The organism is Pseudomonas sp. GV071, from assembly GCF_003050835.1.
Classification (GTDB): Bacteria; Pseudomonadota; Gammaproteobacteria; order Pseudomonadales; family Pseudomonadaceae; genus Aquipseudomonas.
This window is the reverse complement of sequence record NZ_QAOJ01000003.1, coordinates 92,863-109,109: the sequence shown is the minus strand read 5'-3', so window position 1 is coordinate 109,109 and position 16,247 is coordinate 92,863. Positions and strand designations below refer to the sequence as shown.

14 protein-coding genes are annotated in these 16,247 nt (G+C 63.0%); 4 read left to right on the top strand and 10 right to left on the bottom strand.

The features are described from left to right. The first annotated feature begins 50 nt into the window (after positions 1-50). The 3 genes from C8K61_RS07040 to C8K61_RS07030 all read left to right on the top strand — a co-directional run bounded on the left by C8K61_RS07040 (position 51) and on the right by C8K61_RS07030 (position 5,235). On the top strand, positions 51-1,403 hold the full coding sequence (locus C8K61_RS07040) for a TolC family outer membrane protein (RefSeq protein WP_108095499.1): 1,353 nt from the start codon (positions 51-53) through the stop codon (positions 1,401-1,403). 336 nt (positions 1,404-1,739) lie between these two features. After that, positions 1,740-3,893, top strand: coding sequence for a type I secretion system permease/ATPase (locus C8K61_RS07035; protein WP_108095498.1), 2,154 nt, complete (start codon positions 1,740-1,742; stop codon positions 3,891-3,893). Then, on the top strand, positions 3,883-5,235 hold the full coding sequence (locus C8K61_RS07030; protein ID WP_108095497.1) for an HlyD family type I secretion periplasmic adaptor subunit: 1,353 nt from the start codon (positions 3,883-3,885) through the stop codon (positions 5,233-5,235). The genes C8K61_RS07035 and C8K61_RS07030 overlap by 11 nt, the downstream gene beginning before the upstream one ends. A gap of 142 nt (positions 5,236-5,377) precedes the next feature. Here the strand turns inward: C8K61_RS07030 and C8K61_RS07025 are convergent, their stop codons facing one another. From C8K61_RS07025 to C8K61_RS07010, 4 genes are all read right to left on the bottom strand, one after another. Continuing rightward, on the bottom strand, positions 5,378-6,481 hold the full coding sequence (locus C8K61_RS07025; RefSeq protein ID WP_108095496.1) for an enoyl-CoA hydratase/isomerase family protein: 1,104 nt from the start codon (positions 6,479-6,481) through the stop codon (positions 5,378-5,380). A gap of 14 nt (positions 6,482-6,495) precedes the next feature. Beyond that, positions 6,496-7,314: an enoyl-CoA hydratase gene (locus C8K61_RS07020; RefSeq protein ID WP_108095495.1), complete on the bottom strand. Its 819-nt coding sequence runs from the start codon at positions 7,312-7,314 to the stop codon at positions 6,496-6,498. Positions 7,315-7,487: 173 nt separating this feature from the next. Beyond that, positions 7,488-8,336: an HDOD domain-containing protein gene (locus C8K61_RS07015; RefSeq protein WP_108095494.1), complete on the bottom strand. Its 849-nt coding sequence runs from the start codon at positions 8,334-8,336 to the stop codon at positions 7,488-7,490. Positions 8,337-8,441: 105 nt separating this feature from the next. Then, positions 8,442-8,855 carry a PaaI family thioesterase gene (locus C8K61_RS07010; RefSeq protein ID WP_108095493.1) on the bottom strand — a complete coding sequence of 138 codons (414 nt, stop codon included), beginning with the start codon at positions 8,853-8,855 and terminating at the stop codon, positions 8,442-8,444. Between the two features lie 159 nt (positions 8,856-9,014). On the opposite strand from C8K61_RS07010, the gene ung reads away from it, so the two are divergent. Further along, positions 9,015-9,707 carry a uracil-DNA glycosylase gene (ung, locus tag C8K61_RS07005; protein WP_108095492.1) on the top strand — a complete coding sequence of 231 codons (693 nt, stop codon included), beginning with the start codon at positions 9,015-9,017 and terminating at the stop codon, positions 9,705-9,707. 90 nt (positions 9,708-9,797) lie between these two features. Here ung and C8K61_RS07000 read toward each other — a convergent pair whose 3' ends face one another. The 6 genes from C8K61_RS07000 to C8K61_RS06975 form a co-directional block, all read right to left on the bottom strand. Continuing rightward, entirely contained in the window at positions 9,798-10,646 is an 849-nt protein-coding gene (locus tag C8K61_RS07000) for a DUF6279 family lipoprotein (protein WP_108095491.1), read from the bottom strand. Positions 10,647-10,728: 82 nt separating this feature from the next. Further along, positions 10,729-11,757 (bottom strand): AbrB family transcriptional regulator, encoded by a 1,029-nt coding sequence (locus C8K61_RS06995; RefSeq protein WP_108095490.1) that lies wholly within the window; start codon positions 11,755-11,757, stop codon positions 10,729-10,731. Next, a complete protein-coding gene (locus C8K61_RS06990; RefSeq protein WP_108095489.1) occupies positions 11,750-13,264 on the bottom strand; it encodes a tripartite tricarboxylate transporter permease in 1,515 nt (504 codons plus the stop codon). Before C8K61_RS06990 ends, C8K61_RS06995 begins: the two co-directional genes overlap by 8 nt. A gap of 1 nt (position 13,265) precedes the next feature. Next, positions 13,266-13,724 carry a tripartite tricarboxylate transporter TctB family protein gene (locus C8K61_RS06985; RefSeq protein WP_108095488.1) on the bottom strand — a complete coding sequence of 153 codons (459 nt, stop codon included), beginning with the start codon at positions 13,722-13,724 and terminating at the stop codon, positions 13,266-13,268. A 62-nt stretch (positions 13,725-13,786) separates the two neighbouring features. Beyond that, positions 13,787-14,764 (bottom strand): tripartite tricarboxylate transporter substrate binding protein, encoded by a 978-nt coding sequence (locus C8K61_RS06980; RefSeq protein ID WP_108095487.1) that lies wholly within the window; start codon positions 14,762-14,764, stop codon positions 13,787-13,789. 48 nt (positions 14,765-14,812) lie between these two features. Then, positions 14,813-16,090 carry an OprD family porin gene (locus C8K61_RS06975; RefSeq protein ID WP_108095486.1) on the bottom strand — a complete coding sequence of 426 codons (1,278 nt, stop codon included), beginning with the start codon at positions 16,088-16,090 and terminating at the stop codon, positions 14,813-14,815. Between the last annotated feature and the right edge of the window lie 157 nt (positions 16,091-16,247).

Below are 16,247 nucleotides of genomic sequence, written 5' to 3'. Positions count from 1 at the left end.
TGAAGACATGTCAGTAGGCGCCGACAGTAGGTTTCAGGGGAAAATCTCACATGCGTTTCGGTCTTCTTGCGTTGCTGCCTCTTGCGGTAAGTGCCAGTTTTTCGGTGTCGGCTCAAACTCTTCAGGAGGCCATGCAGCAAGCGGTCACCGAACACCCTGAAGTTCACGCGGCAGTTAATCGGCGCCTGGCCGCTGACTCGGGCCTGCGTGCCGCCCAAGGCGGTTACCTGCCAAAAGTGGATGTGTTGGCCGGTTATGGCCGCGAAGGCACCGACAACCCGTCCAGCCGTGCCGAGGCCGGCAGCAACGACTGGAACACCTTGAACCGCGGTGAATCCACCGTGCGCCTGAGCCAGATGCTGTTCGACGGTTTCGCCACCTCCAGCGAAGTGGGCCGCAACAAGGCCACCGTCAACTCCCGCGCTTATGCCTTGCTTAATACCTCCGAGCGCACCGCGCTGACCGTCGCCCAGGTGTACCTGGAACTGCTGACCCGTCAGGAGCTGGTGCGCCTGGCCCAGGCCAACCTGGAAAGCCATGAACGTATTCACGACCAGATCCGCCTGCGCACCGACCGTGGCGTGGGCCGTCTGGCCGACCTCAACCAGGCCGAAGCGCGCCTGGCCCAGGCCCGTAACAACCTGATCACCGAGCAGACCAACCTGGTCGATGCGCAAACCAACTTCTATAGCGCCGTGGGCGTTGACGCGGTTGACCTGCAGCAGCCGGCCACCGGCGTGCAGTTGCCGGAAACCCTGGCCCAGGCGCGCCAGCAAATGATCGAGAACAGCCCGGTGCTGCGCTCGGCCGAAGCCGATATCGCCGCTGCCGAGCAGCAGTACAGTGCGGCAAAGTCGACCTTCTACCCACGTTTCGACGCCGAGTTGGGCCGCTCTGCCAACAACGACATCGACGGCCAGGACGGTCACTACAACGAATGGGAAGCCATGGTGCGCATGCGCTACAACCTCTACAGCGGCGGCAGCGACAAGGCCACCCTGGAGGCGCGCTCCTACCAGGCCGGTGAAGCCCTGGACATCCGTAACAACGCCCTGCGCCAACTCAACGAAGAACTGGGCCTGGCCTGGAACGCGCTGAACAACGCTCGCACCCAGCTGCCAATCGCGCAGAAATACGTGGATGAAACCACCGAAGTGCGTACCGCCTACCAGAAGCAATTCGCCCTGGGCGAGCGCACCCTGCTGGACTTGCTCGACAGCGAAAACGAGCTGTTCAGCGCCCAGCGTCGCCTGCAGGAAATCAAACTGGCTGAGCAGTACACCCAGTACCGCCTGCAAGCCACCCTCGGCACCCTGTTGAAAACCAACGGCGTGGTCGCGCCGATGGAAACCGTGGTGCAGAACGACGTGAAGCCGCAGATTGCGTTGCCTGGGTTGAACTGAGTGACGGCGAAAGCGCCACCCTCGCCTGCGGGGGGCGTTTTCTTGGTGTGTGTTTATCCGCAAATCGGGGCGCCTGGATCCCGGCCTGCGCCGGGATGACGGAGGTTTGACCCCATACTCCGTCGTCCCGGCGCAGGCCGGGACCTGGAATCTCAGGGGGGACCGCTGCTCATGACCAAACGCATTTATCCCCACGCACGTTAGCCCCCGCAGCGACAACCAGCTAAAGTGCCAGCACTCCAGCGTTGCTTCGGCCTACATCCTCATCAGACGGCGCCGTCCTCGCTATAGACAGCCCCCAGCTCGACCCCACCCTCAGTGCCAAGAGTGTTTCGCGTGGAACCAGACGTCAGCCAACCCCCGCTTCACCATGATCCCCGTGGCCAGCATGACGACCCGCTGCTCGATAGCCTGCTGTCGCTTTGCGCGCTCCACCAGAAGCCGGTCAGCCGGGCGATGTTGACCACCGGTTTGCCGCTGCCCGCTCAACGCCTGAGCGCCGAACTGTTGCCCCGTGCTGCCGCGCGTGCCGGCCTGCAAGGGCGTTTGTTGCAACGCAAGCTCGAGCAGATTCCGGCCATGGCGCTGCCGGCCATGCTGCTGCTCAAAGGCGGGCGCAGCGCCATTCTGGTGTCGATCGATGCCAGCTATGCGCGCCTGCTGCTGAGTGAAAGCGATGGCGGTGAAGTGCAGGTGGCGGTGGACAAGCTGCTGGAAGATTTCACCGGCCAGGTGTTCTTCGCCCAGCCACAGCACAAGTTCGATGCTGATAACGGCTCGCTGATTCCGCGCACCTCGTCCTGGTTTCGCGACACCCTCAAGCGCTCGCGCTGGCTGTATGCCGACGCCATCGCGGCGAGCCTGTTGATCAACATCATTTCCCTCGGCGCGCCGTTGTTCGTGATGAACGTCTACGACCGCGTGGTGCCCAACCAGGCCGCCGCCACCCTGTGGGTGCTGGCGATTGGCATCAGCGGCGCCTACCTGTTCGACATCCTGCTGAAAAGCCTGCGTGGCCTGTGCCTGGACCTGGCCGGCAAAAAAACCGACCTGATCATTTCCGCCACGCTGTTCGAGCGCATCGTCGGCATGTCGATGAAGTACCGGCCCAAGCGCGTCGGCAGCTTTGCGCAGAACATCCACGAGTTTCAGACCCTGCGCGATTTCCTCGCCTCGCTGACCCTCACCAGCCTGATCGATTTGCCCTTCACCTTGCTGGTGCTGCTGGTCATTGCCTTGCTCGGCGGGCACCTGGTGTGGATTCCGGTGATGGCCTTTCCGCTGGCCTTGCTGATCAGCTGGGCGCTGCAAAAACCGCTGACCGAAACCATCGAGCGCAGCATGGCGTTGGCCGCCGAGCGCCAGTCGAGCCTGATCGAAACCCTGGCCGGCCTGGACGCAGTGAAGGTCAACAACGCCGAGAGCGAGCGCCAGTACCAGTGGGAGCAAACCATTGGCACCTTGAGCCGCCTGGAGTTGAAGGCGCGCATGCTGTCCAACCTGGCGATGAACTCGACCATGCTGATTCAGCAGCTGGCCGGGGTGATCATGATCATTTTCGGCGTGTACCAGATCATCGACGGCAACCTCAGCATGGGCGGCCTGATCGCCTGCTACATGCTCAGTGGCCGCGCGCTGGGGCCGCTGTCGCAATTGTCCGGGCTGCTCAGCCGCTACCAGCAGGCCAAAGTGACCATGGCCTCGGTCGACCAGATGATGGACCTGCCGCAAGAGCGCCAGGCCGAAGACCGCCCGCTGACGCGCCAGCGCGTGCAGGGCGCCATCGAGCTGCGCCAGCTCAACTTCAACTACCCGCAGCAGCAGAACATCGCCCTGGCGAACATCAACCTGGTGGTTCGCCCGGGCGAGAAGATCGGCATCATCGGCCGCAGCGGCTCGGGCAAAAGCTCCCTGGCCAAGTTGCTGGTCGGCCTCCACACCGCCGACTCCGGCAGCCTGCTGGTGGACGGAGTGGACATGCGTCAGCTGGACATCAGCGAGCTGCGCCACAACATCGGTTACGTGCCGCAAGACATCCATCTGTTCAGCGGCACCCTGCGCGACAACCTGGTCAGCGGCGCTCGCTACGTGGAAGACGAGTTGGTGCTGCAAGCGGCGGAATTGGCCGGCGTTCACGAGTTCGCCCGCCTGCACCCGCAGGGCTACGAGCTGCAAGTCGGCGAGCGCGGCCATCAACTGTCTGGCGGCCAGCGGCAGAACGTCGCCCTGGCTCGCGCGCTGCTGCTCGATCCGCCGATTCTGCTGCTCGACGAACCCACCAGCGGCATGGACAACACCGGCGAAGTCCACCTCAAACAGCGCCTGCAAGCGGTGATCGCCACCAAGACCGTGCTGCTGATTACCCACCGCTCCTCGATGCTCGATCTGGTCGACCGCCTGCTGATTATCGACAAGGGCCAGATCATTGCCGATGGTCCGAAAAACGCCGTTATGGAAGCTCTGAAAAAGGGGCAGATCAGTGTCGCTTAAAAGCCTTGCCCGTTACTTCAAAGGCCGCGACTCGCTGGCTGGCGAACCGCTGCCGGAACTCAGTAAAGCCCTGGTGGAAGACGCCCCGCGCGTGGTGCGCCTGACCATCTGGGGGCTGATCGGCTTCTTCGTGTTTATGTTCGGTTGGGCGCACTTTGCCCAGATCGACGAAGTCACCCGCGGCGATGGCAAAGCCATTCCGTCGTCCAAAATCCAGAAAATCCAGAACCTCGAAGGCGGCATCGTCGCCGAGCTGTATGTGCACGAAGGGCAGATCGTCAAAGTCGGCGACCCGCTGGTGCGCCTGGACGACACCCGTTTTGTGTCCAACGTTGGCGAAACCGAGGCCGAGCGCCTGGGTTGGCAACTGCGGGTCGACCGCCTGGTGGCCGAAACCGAAGGCAAGCCGCTGGTGATCAGCGACGAGATCCGCGCCAAGGTGCCGAGCCAGGCCGACAGCGAACTGCAGCTGTACCAGAGCCGTCAGCAACAGCTCAGCGATGAAGTCGCCGGCCTGCAACAGCAGTTGGTGCAGAAGCAGCAGGAACTGCGCGAGTTCGCCTCGAAACAGGACCAGTACCGCAGCAGCCTGAGCCTGCTGCGCCAGGAGATCGCCATGTCTGAGCCGTTGGTGGCCCAGGGCGCGATTTCCCAGGTGGAAGTGCTGCGCCTGAAGCGTGCCGAAGTGGAAAACCGTGGCCAGATGGACGCCACCAGCCTGGCCATTCCGCGGGCGCAGTCGGCGATTACCGAAGCCGAACGCAAGATCGACGAAACCCGTGGCAAATTCCGTAGCGATGCGCTGACCCAACTCAACGAAGCGCGTACCGAACTGAGTAAATCGCAAGCCACCGGCAAGGCCCTGGAAGACCGGGTCAACCGCACCCTGGTGACCTCGCCGGTACGCGGCATCGTCAAGAGCCTGCTGGTGAACACCATCGGCGGCGTGATTCAGCCGGGCAGCGACCTGGTGGAAGTGGTGCCACTGGACGACACCCTGTTGGTGGAAGCGAAAATCCGCCCGCAAGACATCGCCTTCCTGCACCCAGGGCAAGAAGCGATCGTCAAATTCACCGCTTACGACTACACGATTTATGGCGGCCTGAAAGCCAAGCTGGAACAGATCGGTGCCGACACCGTGACGGAAGAAGACGGCAAAACCACCTTCTACCTGATCAAACTGCGCACCGACAAAAGCCACCTGGGTACCGAAGAAAAACCGCTGCTGATCATTCCAGGCATGGTGGCATCGGTGGATATCATCACCGGCAAGAAGAGCATCTTGAGCTACCTGCTCAAACCCATCTTGCGCGCCAAGGCGGAAGCGCTGCGCGAGCGGTAAGGGCAGCCCTCACCCCCAGCCCCTCTCCCGCAAGCGGGCGAGGGGAGCTAATCGCCGCTTGCGCGCCTACCGCGATCAGTCCCCTCGCCCCAGCGGGAGAGGGCTAGGGAGAGGGGGTTGGATCTTCGGTTACACGTAGATCTCACAAATCCCCAAGTGGATGCTCGCCCTCCCACGTCGGCACAAAGTGCGCGTCGATCACCGAGCGGGGAATGGTCGCCACATCCGGCCAATGCCAGTGCGGCGTGTTGTCCTTGTCGATCAACCGCGCGCGCACCCCTTCGGCAAACTCCGGGTGACGGCAGCTGTTCAGGCTCATGCCGTATTCCATGCGGAACACCTCAGCCAGCGACAAATGCTTGCTGCGTGCGATCTGTTCCCACACCAGGTGCGCGGTCAGCGGGCAACCGCCGGCCAGGGTTTTTGCGCCACGGGCGAGAATGCCGTCGCTGCTGTCTTGCAGCGCCACCAACACCTTCCACGCACTCGGCAGGTCGGCCACATCCAGCAGGTTGTCGATATGGTTGCGCCGCGGCATAAGCTGGGCGTCCGGCAACTGCTGGTTGGCTTCGTGCTCCAGGGCCTTGAGCAGGCTGTTGAGTTGGCGCGCCGGTTGTTCTTCCCAGTTCAATTGCAGCAGGCCATCGATCAGGGTGTCCTGCTGGTCGTCGGCGAGGAAGCGGTCGGCCCAGCCCAGCAACAAGGCGTCGTGGGCGTTTACTTGGGTGGCGGTCAGGCCGAGGAACAAACCGAGCTTGCCGGGCAGGTGATTGAGGAACCAGCTGCCACCGACATCGGGGTACAAACCGATGTTGATTTCCGGCATGGCCAGGCGGCTGCTCGGGGTCACGATGCGGATGCTGGCGCCTTGCAACAGGCCCATGCCGCCGCCCAACACATAACCGTGGGCCCAGCAGATAAAGGGTTTCGGGTAGGTGTGAATGCGGTAGTCGAGGCGGTACTCGTCGCTGAAAAAACGCCCGGCCAGTGGCGGCACTTCACCGGGGTGTTCCCGGCAGGCCTCGACCAATTTGCGCACGTCGCCGCCGGCGCAGAAGGCTTTGTCGCCGTTGGCGCGCAGCAGCACGCAGGCAATGCTTGGATCGTCAGCCCAGATCGCCAGTTTGTCGTCCAGGGCTTCGATCATGGGCAGGGAGAGGGCGTTCAGGCTGCTGGCTGCGTCCAGCGTGGCGATGCCGATGCGCGCGCCATGTTGGCCCGCGAGTTCTTCAAACAGTACGTTCATAAACGGCTTCCTAACTACTTATTGCGCCATTGCGGGTCGCGTTTTTCCAGAAAGGCATTCACCCCTTCGCGGGTGTCGTCGGCATCGAACAGGTCGACAAAGCGTTCCCGCTCCTCGTACAGCCAGCTGTTCGGGCCGCGTTCGCGGGCGCCCTGAATCAGCGGTTTGATGGTGCGCACTGCGACCGGGCTCTGGCGTGCCACCTTGGCCGCCAGCAGCAGGGCATGGCCACGGGCTTCGCCGCTGTCCACCACCTGTTCCACCAGGCCGATGCGCAGGGCGGTGTCGGCATCCACCCGCTCGCCACACAGAATCATCCGTTTGGCCCAGCCTTCGCCCACCAGCCAGGCCAGCGCCTGGGTACCGCCGGCACACGGCAGCAGACCGACAGCGGCTTCAGGCAAGGCTAGCTGTGACTGGCGCTCGGCAATGCGGATATCGCAGGCCAACGCGCACTCCAGGCCACCGCCCATGGCGTAACCGTTGATGGCGGCAATCGACACCCCGCGGAAATCGCGCAGCGCTTCGAAGGCCTCGCCAAAACGCCGGGCCATTTCCCGTGCGCGGCTCTTGTCGCCATCGGCAAACAGGTTGAGGTCAGCGCCGGCGCTGAAAAACTTGCTGCCTTGGCCGGTGATCACCAGGGCATAGATATCGTCGTCGTGATTGAGGTGTTCGATCAGCTGTTTGAGGCCGATCAGCGACTCGCGGTCCCAGGTATTGGCCGGCGGGTGGTTGATGGTCAGCAGGGCGGTGTGGCCGTGTTTTTCCACCGTCAGCTTGTGGGTAAGGTCGGCCAGGCCTGGGTGATAGGTTTCAATGGCATTGCTCATTAACTCGGATCCCTGTCGTTGGTGGCGGTGCCCGGTTATCAGTGGCAGGGGCATTCGCCTGAAGCAAGTGGCGCGACTGAGTATGCAAAAACCGCAGGGGCTTGCGTACCCCTTCGTTCAGTCAGTCGGCATTGAATTCTGACGGGGTATGTCACGCAGAGTTGCAGTGGACTTTAGGCATTGGGCTTGCCGCCGAGCAACTTGAACCAGAAGGCCACTTCGCCGCCCAGTTCATCGCGCAGTACCTGCGGTGTCAGGTCGTCGGCGCGGTCGGCCAGCAACCGGCGCCAGGCCGGCAGTTGTACCAGCTGTTCATCATCGCCGCCGGTGCTCAGGCAGCGCGCCACTTGCACGATATCCACCAGGTCGGCGTTGCCATCACGTTGACGTTGCCAGGCACTGCGATGACGGGCGCAGTCGACCAACAGGGTCGGCAGGCGCCAGGCGGTGAGCACGATCACACCGATGTCGGCCGACAGCTGATCACACAGGCTCTGCAGCTCCTGCTCTTCACGCGGCACTTCCGGCCAGCGCTCCAGCTCATCGAGCAGCGGCAAGCTGCCGATGTCCTGCAGCAGGCCGGCGAGCATGGCGTCTTCCATCGGAAGGCGGGTGAGTTGTTGGGCCAGGCAAGCGCAGTAAGCGCCGCACATCAGCGCCGCGTTCCAACGGGCGCGAAAGACTTTGATCAGCACCGGGTCATGGCTGGTGAACAGGTGCTCGACGGCAAAGGTCAGTACCAGGTTGTTGACCCGTTGCATGCCGATGCGCGACACCACTTCCTGCAGGTTCACACCCTGGCGCACATTGCGCAGCATGGGGCTGGAGGCGAACTGCAACAGGTAGGCTGCCAACGGCGGGTTGCTGTGCAGCAGGCGGGTGACCTGCTCCAGCGAGGCGTGTTCGGAGTCCAGCAACTTGCGCAGGCGCAGCGAGGTTTCCGGCATCTGCGGAACCTTGGCGTTGCCCTTGAGAAAGCTTGAATACAGCGAAAACTTCAGACCTTCGTGGCGTGTCTCCATGGGGGCGTTCTCCTGGTCTGCCTGAACTACAAGCGTAGTAAGCATTTTTGCCAGGTGACCGACCATTGGGCGGGGTTCATCAATCAGTGGTTGCAGGAATCGAGGCTAAACCCGGGCGATGGTCGCCAGCCCGGTCGCCACCAGCTTCTCCTGCCCATCCTTCACCGCAAACACATCGGCGCGGCACACCGCCTGGCGTTGCCCGGCCTTGAGCACTTCGCTGCGGCAGATCAGCTTTTCCCCCAGCGCCGGGGCCAGCAGGTTGAGTTTGTATTCGCTGGTGACCACATCGCCCACCATCGAAGCCGCCGCCCAGGCGCAGCCGCTGTCGACCATGAAGCCGACCACCGCGCCATGGATGTAACCGTGGTGCTGGCACAGGTCGGGGCGCGAATGCACCTGCAGGCTGACCTTGCCTGGCTCGAAGTCGAGCAGCTCGGCGCCGAGCATCTGGGCGAAAGTAGAGTGTTCCAGGGCCTGTTCCAGGCGTTCACGGGAAATGCCGGTAGCTGCGTTCATGTGGGGCTGCTCAAAGAGGGGTTCGGCTTGAGCATTGCCCCGTCCAAGCCAGGCGGCAACGTGCATCCAGAGCCGTGATGGTGACGCATCAGCTCGCCTTGACTTGGCACGTTGCCTTCCTTAGCGTGCGCGAACGTTTTCTCAGGGGCAGGACTGAACATGACCGCAGACGATCGGATCAAACTCGAAGCAGGCTGGAAAGCAGCGTTGCGCGATGAGTTCGACAAGCCCTACATGACCGCCCTGAGCGAATTCCTGCGCACCGAGAAAGCCGCCGGCAAGGTGATTTTTCCGCCCGGGCCGATGATCTTCAATGCGCTGAACTCCACGCCGCTTGACCAAGTAAAAGTGGTGATCATCGGCCAGGACCCCTACCACGGCCCCGGCCAGGCCCACGGCCTGTGCTTCTCGGTGCAACCCGGCGTGCCGACGCCGCCGTCGTTGCAGAACATCTACAAAGAGCTCAAGCGCGACCTGAACATCGACATCGCCCCCCACGGTTACCTACAAAGCTGGGCGGAGCAGGGCGTGTTGCTGCTCAACACCTCGCTCACCGTGGAACAGGCCAACGCCGGTTCCCACGCGAAAAAAGGCTGGCAGCCGTTTACCGACAAAGTCATCGAAGTGGTCAATGCGCGGCCGGGCAATCTGGTGTTCCTGCTGTGGGGCGCCCATGCGCAGAGCAAGCAGGGGTTGATCGACACCACCCGCCACCTGGTGCTCAAGTCGGTGCACCCCTCGCCGTTGTCGGCGCACCGCGGGTTTATCGGCAACGGCCACTTCAGCCGGGCCAATCAGTATTTGAAGGAGCGGGGGCTGGAGCCGATTCAGTGGCAGCTTCCGCCGCTTTGAGCCAGTAACTTCGTTTGCAGGAGTTCGCGGCTAAAGCCCCTCCCACAAGGGAATGCGCAACCTGTGGGAGGGGCTTTAGCCGCGATGCTGTTAAGGGCAGGTCATAGCGCTTAACTGTTTACGCGAGCCTTGCAAGCGACTCACCAGGCGCTCGCGCTGCTGCTGATCCGCACTGCCCACCAGGTCTTTGAACAGCTCACTCAGCGCCTGCTGCGCGGCTAAAAACTCCTGCTGATACGCCGGCGTCCAGAAACTCATCCGCTCTTGTAGCAGGCGTTTCATCTGCTCGGGGAATTGCGCACTGTTGCGATCTTGCACCGCCGCGAGAAAGGCCTGCTGCCAGCGCAGGTTGTTGTCCAGCCAGCCCTGGTTGTATTCCCCCAGTTGCTGCGACCAGGCCAGTACACGCGTCTTCTGTTCCGGGTGTAAACGCCCGAACCAGGGTTGCAGGCGCTCTTCCATGCGCTCGGCACGCTCATCGATCTGCTCGGCCAGCGACATCTCCAGGTAGTCCTGGCGTTGCTCTTTGTTCTGCTTGGCCAGGTTTTCTTCCAGCTCCTTTACCTGCGCCGGGCTCAGGCCGCGCAGCAGGTCGGTGAGGTCGGGGGTTACCTGCACCACCACGGCATCCACGGCATGGCGAAACTGAGTGAATTGCGCGTCGAACTCGGCGGCATCGGGCTGCGGTTCTGTCACCAGGGTTGCGCTGCGTTTCAGCCAGTCGGCGTAGGCCGGCAATTGGGTTTTGCAGTGCCAACCGATGTGGGTGATCAGGCGAGGCTTGAGCCAGGCTTTCTGCTCGTTGCTGAGGGTGACGTAGTTGTCCATGGACCAGGGAATCAACCAGTCGAGGTTGCGATAGGCCAACTCCAGGCGGCTGCAGGAGGTCAGCAGGAGCAGTCCTGTGATCAGCAGTGCGGTGCGCAGGCGCTTGCCCATGGGCTTCTCCGTAAGGGGGCAGTCAGAGCATAGACCGGCCCGGCGCGCAGAAGTGCGAGTAGCAGCGCCCGTAGGAGCGGCTTCAGCCGCGATGCTTTTGCCAGCGGCGAAAGATGGGTTCGGCGAGGAACAGCACCAGAAGCAACCGCACCACCTGGATCGCCGTCACCAACGGCACCGACAGTTGCAAGGTCTCCGCCGTCAGGCTCATTTCGGCGATGCCGCCGGGCATCATGCCCAGGGTCAGGGAGCGGATATCCAACTGCGTCAGCCAGCCCAGCCCCAGCGCGCACAAGGCGGCAAAGCCGATCATCAGTGCGGTGCCGAGCAAGGTGCGGGCGAGGAAGGAGGGCGCGCGGCGAAAGAACGCGCGGTCGAAATGGCAACCCAGGCCGCTGCCGATTAACAGCTGACCGACCTGGCTGGCACCCGGCGGCAGGCCCAGCTGCAGATCGAACAGCAGGCTGGCGCCAGCGCTGACCAGCAGCGGGCCGAACAACCACGGGTTGGGTTGTTGCAGGCGCTGCCAGAGCAACGCCAGCAGCCCACCGAGCGGCACCAGTAGCGCCAGCCATAACCAGTCGACACTGCCGCCGTGGCTCAGTACCGGCCCATCGCCGAGGAAAAATTTGAAGGTCGCCGGTACGCAGAGCACCACCGCCACCACCCGCAAACTTTGTCCGGCGGCCACCCTGCTGGTCACCGCGCCATTGCGCAGGCCGAGGTTGACCATCTCCCCGGAGCCGCCCGGCATGCTGGAAAAGAACGCCGTGGCGCGGTCCTCGCCGGTGCGCTGCAGCAGCCACACGGCAATGCCGCTGGACAGCGTGGTGATCAGCGCGCCGAACAGGATCAGGCCGAAATGCGCAGCCACCTGTTCGACCACGGCGGGGGAGAAGTGCAGGCCGATGCCAATGCCGATGATCCACTGCCCGGTCTTGCGCCCACCGGGCAGATCACGGATCGCCCAGGGGGTGGTGCAGCGAAACAGGATGACCGCCACCAGCGCGCCGATCATCCACGGCAGCGGCCAGTGCGCCAGGCTGGCAAGCAGCCCGCCAACGGCGCCCACCAGCGGCGTCGGCCACCACTGGCGCCAGTGCTCAGGCATTGGCCAGGGCCCGACGCTGCTTGGCGCGGCGGCGCCAGATACGCACGATCGGCAGCGCCAGCATCACCACCACCAGGGCCCAGACGCCCATGGTGATCGGGCTGCCCCAGAGAATGCCCAGCTCGCCGTTGGAGATCGAAAGCGCGCGGCGCAGGTTCTGCTCCATTAGCCCACCGAGAATAAAGCCCAGCAGCAGCGGCGAGAGGGGGAAATCCAGCTTGCGCAGGATGTAGCCGAAGATGCCGATGATCACCATCAAGAACAGGTCGAAGGTGGTCGCATGCACGGCGTACACGCCGATTGAGGTAATGATGGCGATGATCGGCACCAGCACCCAGTTCGGCACATTCAGGATGCGGGTGAACAGGCGGATCATCGGAATGTTGAGGATCACCAGCATGATGTTGGCGATAAACAGCGAGGCGATCAGGCCCCAGACGATGTCGGGCTGCTCCTGGAACAGCATCGGCCCGGGGGTGATGTTGTACAGGGTGAGGGCGCCGATCATCACTGCTGTGGTGCCCGAACCCGGTACGCCGAGGGTCAGCATCGGCACCATGGCGCCGCAGGCGGACGCGCCAATGGCGGTTTCCGGGGCGGCCAGGCCACGCATGTCGCCCTGGCCGAATTTACCCTTGTCACCGGCTATTTTCTTCTCGGTCATATAGGCCACGGCGCTGGCCAGGGTGGCACCGGCGCCCGGCAGCACGCCGAGGAAAAAGCCCAGCAAGCCGCAGCGGATATTCACCACGAACACTGAGGCGGCTTCCTTGAAGTTGAACAGCATGCGTCCGGTGGCTTGCACCGCAGCGTGGCCGTGGTGGGTTTTTTCCAGCAGCAGAAGCATTTCGCTGACCGAGAACAGGCCCAATACCAACACCACGAACTGGATGCCGTCGGCGACGTGGATGCTGTCGAAGGTGAAGCGGTACACGCCGCTGTTGGCGTCGATGCCGATGGTCGACAGGAACAGGCCGAGCAGGGCGGCGATAAAGGTTTTCATCGGCCGGTCGCCAGCCATGCCGCCGAGGGCGACGATGGCGAACACCATCAGCACGAAGTACTCGGCCGGGCCAAAGGCAATCGCCCACTTCGCCAGCAAGGGCGCAAACAGCACCATGCCGCAGATGGCGATAAAGGCGCCGATAAACGAGCTCCAGGCCGACAGCGACAAGGCCACCCCGGCCATGCCTTGGCGGGCCATCGGGTAGCCGTCGAGGGTGGTCATCACGGTGGAGGCTTCACCGGGAATGTTCAGCAGAATTGAGCTGATGCGCCCGCCGTATTCGCAGCCCAGGTATACGGCAGCGAGCAGAATCAGCGCTGATTCGGGCGGCAGGCCGAGGGCGAAGGCCACCGGAATCAGCAGGGCCACGCCATTGATCGGGCCGAGGCCCGGCAGCAGGCCGACGACAGTGCCGATCAGGGTGCCGATCAGCGCGGTAATCAGGTTGTAGGGGGTGAGGGCGACGCCGAAGCCCTGGCCCAGATAGCCGAGTGTGTCCATGTCAAAGCTCCAGGAAGTCGAGCACGCCGAGCGGCAGGGGAACGTCGAGGGTGCGGTCGAACAGCAGGTACAAACCGATGCTGATCAACACCGCGGCAATCGCGCTGGCTTTCCACTGGCCGCCATACAGGCGCGCCATGAACACGCCCGCCAGCGAGCTGGAAACGATAAAACCCAGCGGTTCGAACAGGCCGGCGTAGACCAGCAGCAAGGCAATACAGGCGATTACTTTGCGCAGGGTGTCGCGGTCCAGCACCGGTTCGCCTTCCTTATGCTCGATGCGCGTGGGGCGTAGGCTCAGCCACAGCAGGGCGGCGGCCATCAGGCCGAGCATCAGCAGCGGGAAAGCCCGTGGGCCCACCGGTTCGTAGGAGAAGGCGGCCTGGTAATCCCAGGCCAGGTAGGCAAAAACCAGGCATGCGACTAGCCAGCCCACACTGAAGAGGCGTTGAAAAAGCATGGCGGTGTTCCTCGGTCAGGCAGGCGTTTGCAGCGCCTGCCGAGCGTCAGGGGAGGGAAGAGTTACTGCGTCAGGCCGAATTCCTGGGCCATCTGTTTGTAGTCCGCGACACGTTTTTTCACGTAGGCGTCCAGTTCCTCGCCCGTCATCGCGAAGGGATACAACTCGCGCTGGTCACGCAACTTGGCGAACTCTTCGGAGGCCAGTAGCTGGTCGAAGCTGGCTTTCCACCAGGCGTAGTCTTCATCGCTGACCTTCGGCCCGAGGTAGAAACCGCGCACCACCGGCCAACTGATGTCGTAGCCCTGTTCCTTGGCGGTAGGGATATTGGCCTTGTCCGCGCCCGGCAGGCGTTCATCGGACAGCACCGCGAGAATGCGCATGTTGCCGGCCTTGATATGCGGCATGGAGTCGGAGATGTCGGTGCTGCCGACCTGGATATGCCCGCCCATCAATGCCGTGGCGATTTCGCCGCCGCCTTCCAGGGCTACGTAGCGCAGGTCGCGCGGGTTGATGCCGGCGGCCTTGGCGAGCAGGGCGGTTTGCATCCAGTCCTGGCTGCCGACGGTGCCGGACGAGCCGATCACCACTTTGCCCGGGTCGGCTTTGAGCGCCTTCATCAGGTCATCGAGGTTCTTGTACGGCGAGTCGTTGCGCACGGCGATGGCGCCATAGCTGGTGCCGATGCCGGCCAGCCAGCGCACGGCGTTTTCATCAAAACGGCCGAACTTGCCTTGCGCCAGGTTCAACAGCGAACCGCTGGACCAGGCAGTGATGGTGCCGGCATCGCCCGGACGCTGGGCGACCACCGCGTTATAGGCCACCGCGCCGACACCGCCAGGCATATAGGTGACGCGCATCGGTTTGGTCAGCAGCTTGGAGTTCATCAGCGCGCTTTGCGCCAGCTTGCAGGTCAGGTCAAAACCGCCGCCGGGGGCGGCCGGGGCGATGCATTCGGGGCGTTTCGGTTCAGCCATAAGCTGGCTGCTGAGCATCAGGCAACTGGCGGCCAGGGCCAGGCGGTGCAGGGGCTTGATCATGTGAGTCTCCCGTGGAGTTCTTATTGTGGGGCAGGAAAACGGGGTGGCCTACCAGAGGGCCAAGGTATAGCCGACCATGATGCGAATCTCGTCGGCATCACGGGCAAAGTTGGAGCGGAAGGTGGCGCTGCGTACGCGCAACGACACGTTCTTTAGGCTGCCGCTTTGCACCACGTACTTGAACTCGCTGTTGCGCTCCCACTCTTTGCCGGTCTCGTTGCTGCCGGTGACTTCAGCATTGTCGCCGCTGACATAGCGGGTCATGAAGGTCAGGCCCGGTACGCCGAGCTTGGCAAAGTCGTAGTCGTAACGCGCCTGCCAGGAGTGTTCCTCGGCGTTGGCGAAGTCGTTGATCTGCACGAAGTTGATCAGGTACGGGTCGGTGCCATCGACGTAGGCGAAGCCGGTGTCGCCGCTCATGTGCTGGTAACCGAAGCCGAGCTTGTGACCATTCAGGCCGTAGCTGAGCATGCCGTTGAGGGCGCGGTTATCCACCTTGCCGCCGTCGGCCTTGCCTTGATCGTCACTGATCGAGGCGCGCAGATCGGCGGACAGCGTGCCCGGCCCCATGGGCTGTGCCGCGACCAGGCCAAGGTAGTGCTGGCGATACACATCGTCGAGTTGGGCGAAGTGGTAGCTGCCAGTGATCTTGTCGGTGAGCTTGTAGTCGAGACCGGCGAAGTCGAAGTTGTCGGCTCGGGCGGCGCTGGCAAAGCGGCTGTTCTTGTTGTTCAGCGCCAGGTCTTCGTAGTTGCTGTCGTCGCGGTCCTTGGCTTTGTCCAGACGGCCACCGGTGAAGGTCAGGCCTTTGATTTCTTCCGAGCTGAGCAGGCCGCCTTCGAAGGTTTGCGGCAGGATGCGGCCGTCGTTGGGGTTGAGGGTCGGCAGTTCGGGAATCAGGCTGCCGACTTTTAATATGCTGTTGGACACCTTGACCTTGGCGGTCAGGCCCAGCTTGGAATATTCGTCGGCAGCCTTGCCGTCGTCATGGGTGGGCAGCAAGCCGGTGCCGGTGCGGTCGGGGCTGGAGTCGAGCTTGATGCCGAGCATGCCCAGGGCGTCGAGACCAAAACCAACGGTGCCGTCGGTGAAGCCCGATTGCAGGTCGAGGATAAAACCCTGCGCCCACTCATCGCGCTTGGACTGGCCGCTGCCGTCGCGGAAATCGCGGTTGAAGTACATGTTGCGGGTTTCGAAGTTGGCGCTGCTGTCTTTGACAAAATCAGCCTGGGCGGCAACCGGAAGCAGTGAGGCGAGGGTGCTGCCGGCAAGTGCGAGGTTGAGGGTGCGCACAGGTGGCAATGCCTGCCGAAGGGCAGTTGGCATGGTGAGGTCTCCAGTTCTTGTTTTTGTTTTTTTGGTGGGTGGTTCTAGCCACCCTGGCGGGATGCTAAGGGACGAAACTTTCGCCAAGCTTTCAGCCTGAAAGAAAACTACCGGCCCCTTCACAGGCGCTGGCGGGCCGTTACACTCCAGTCCGATT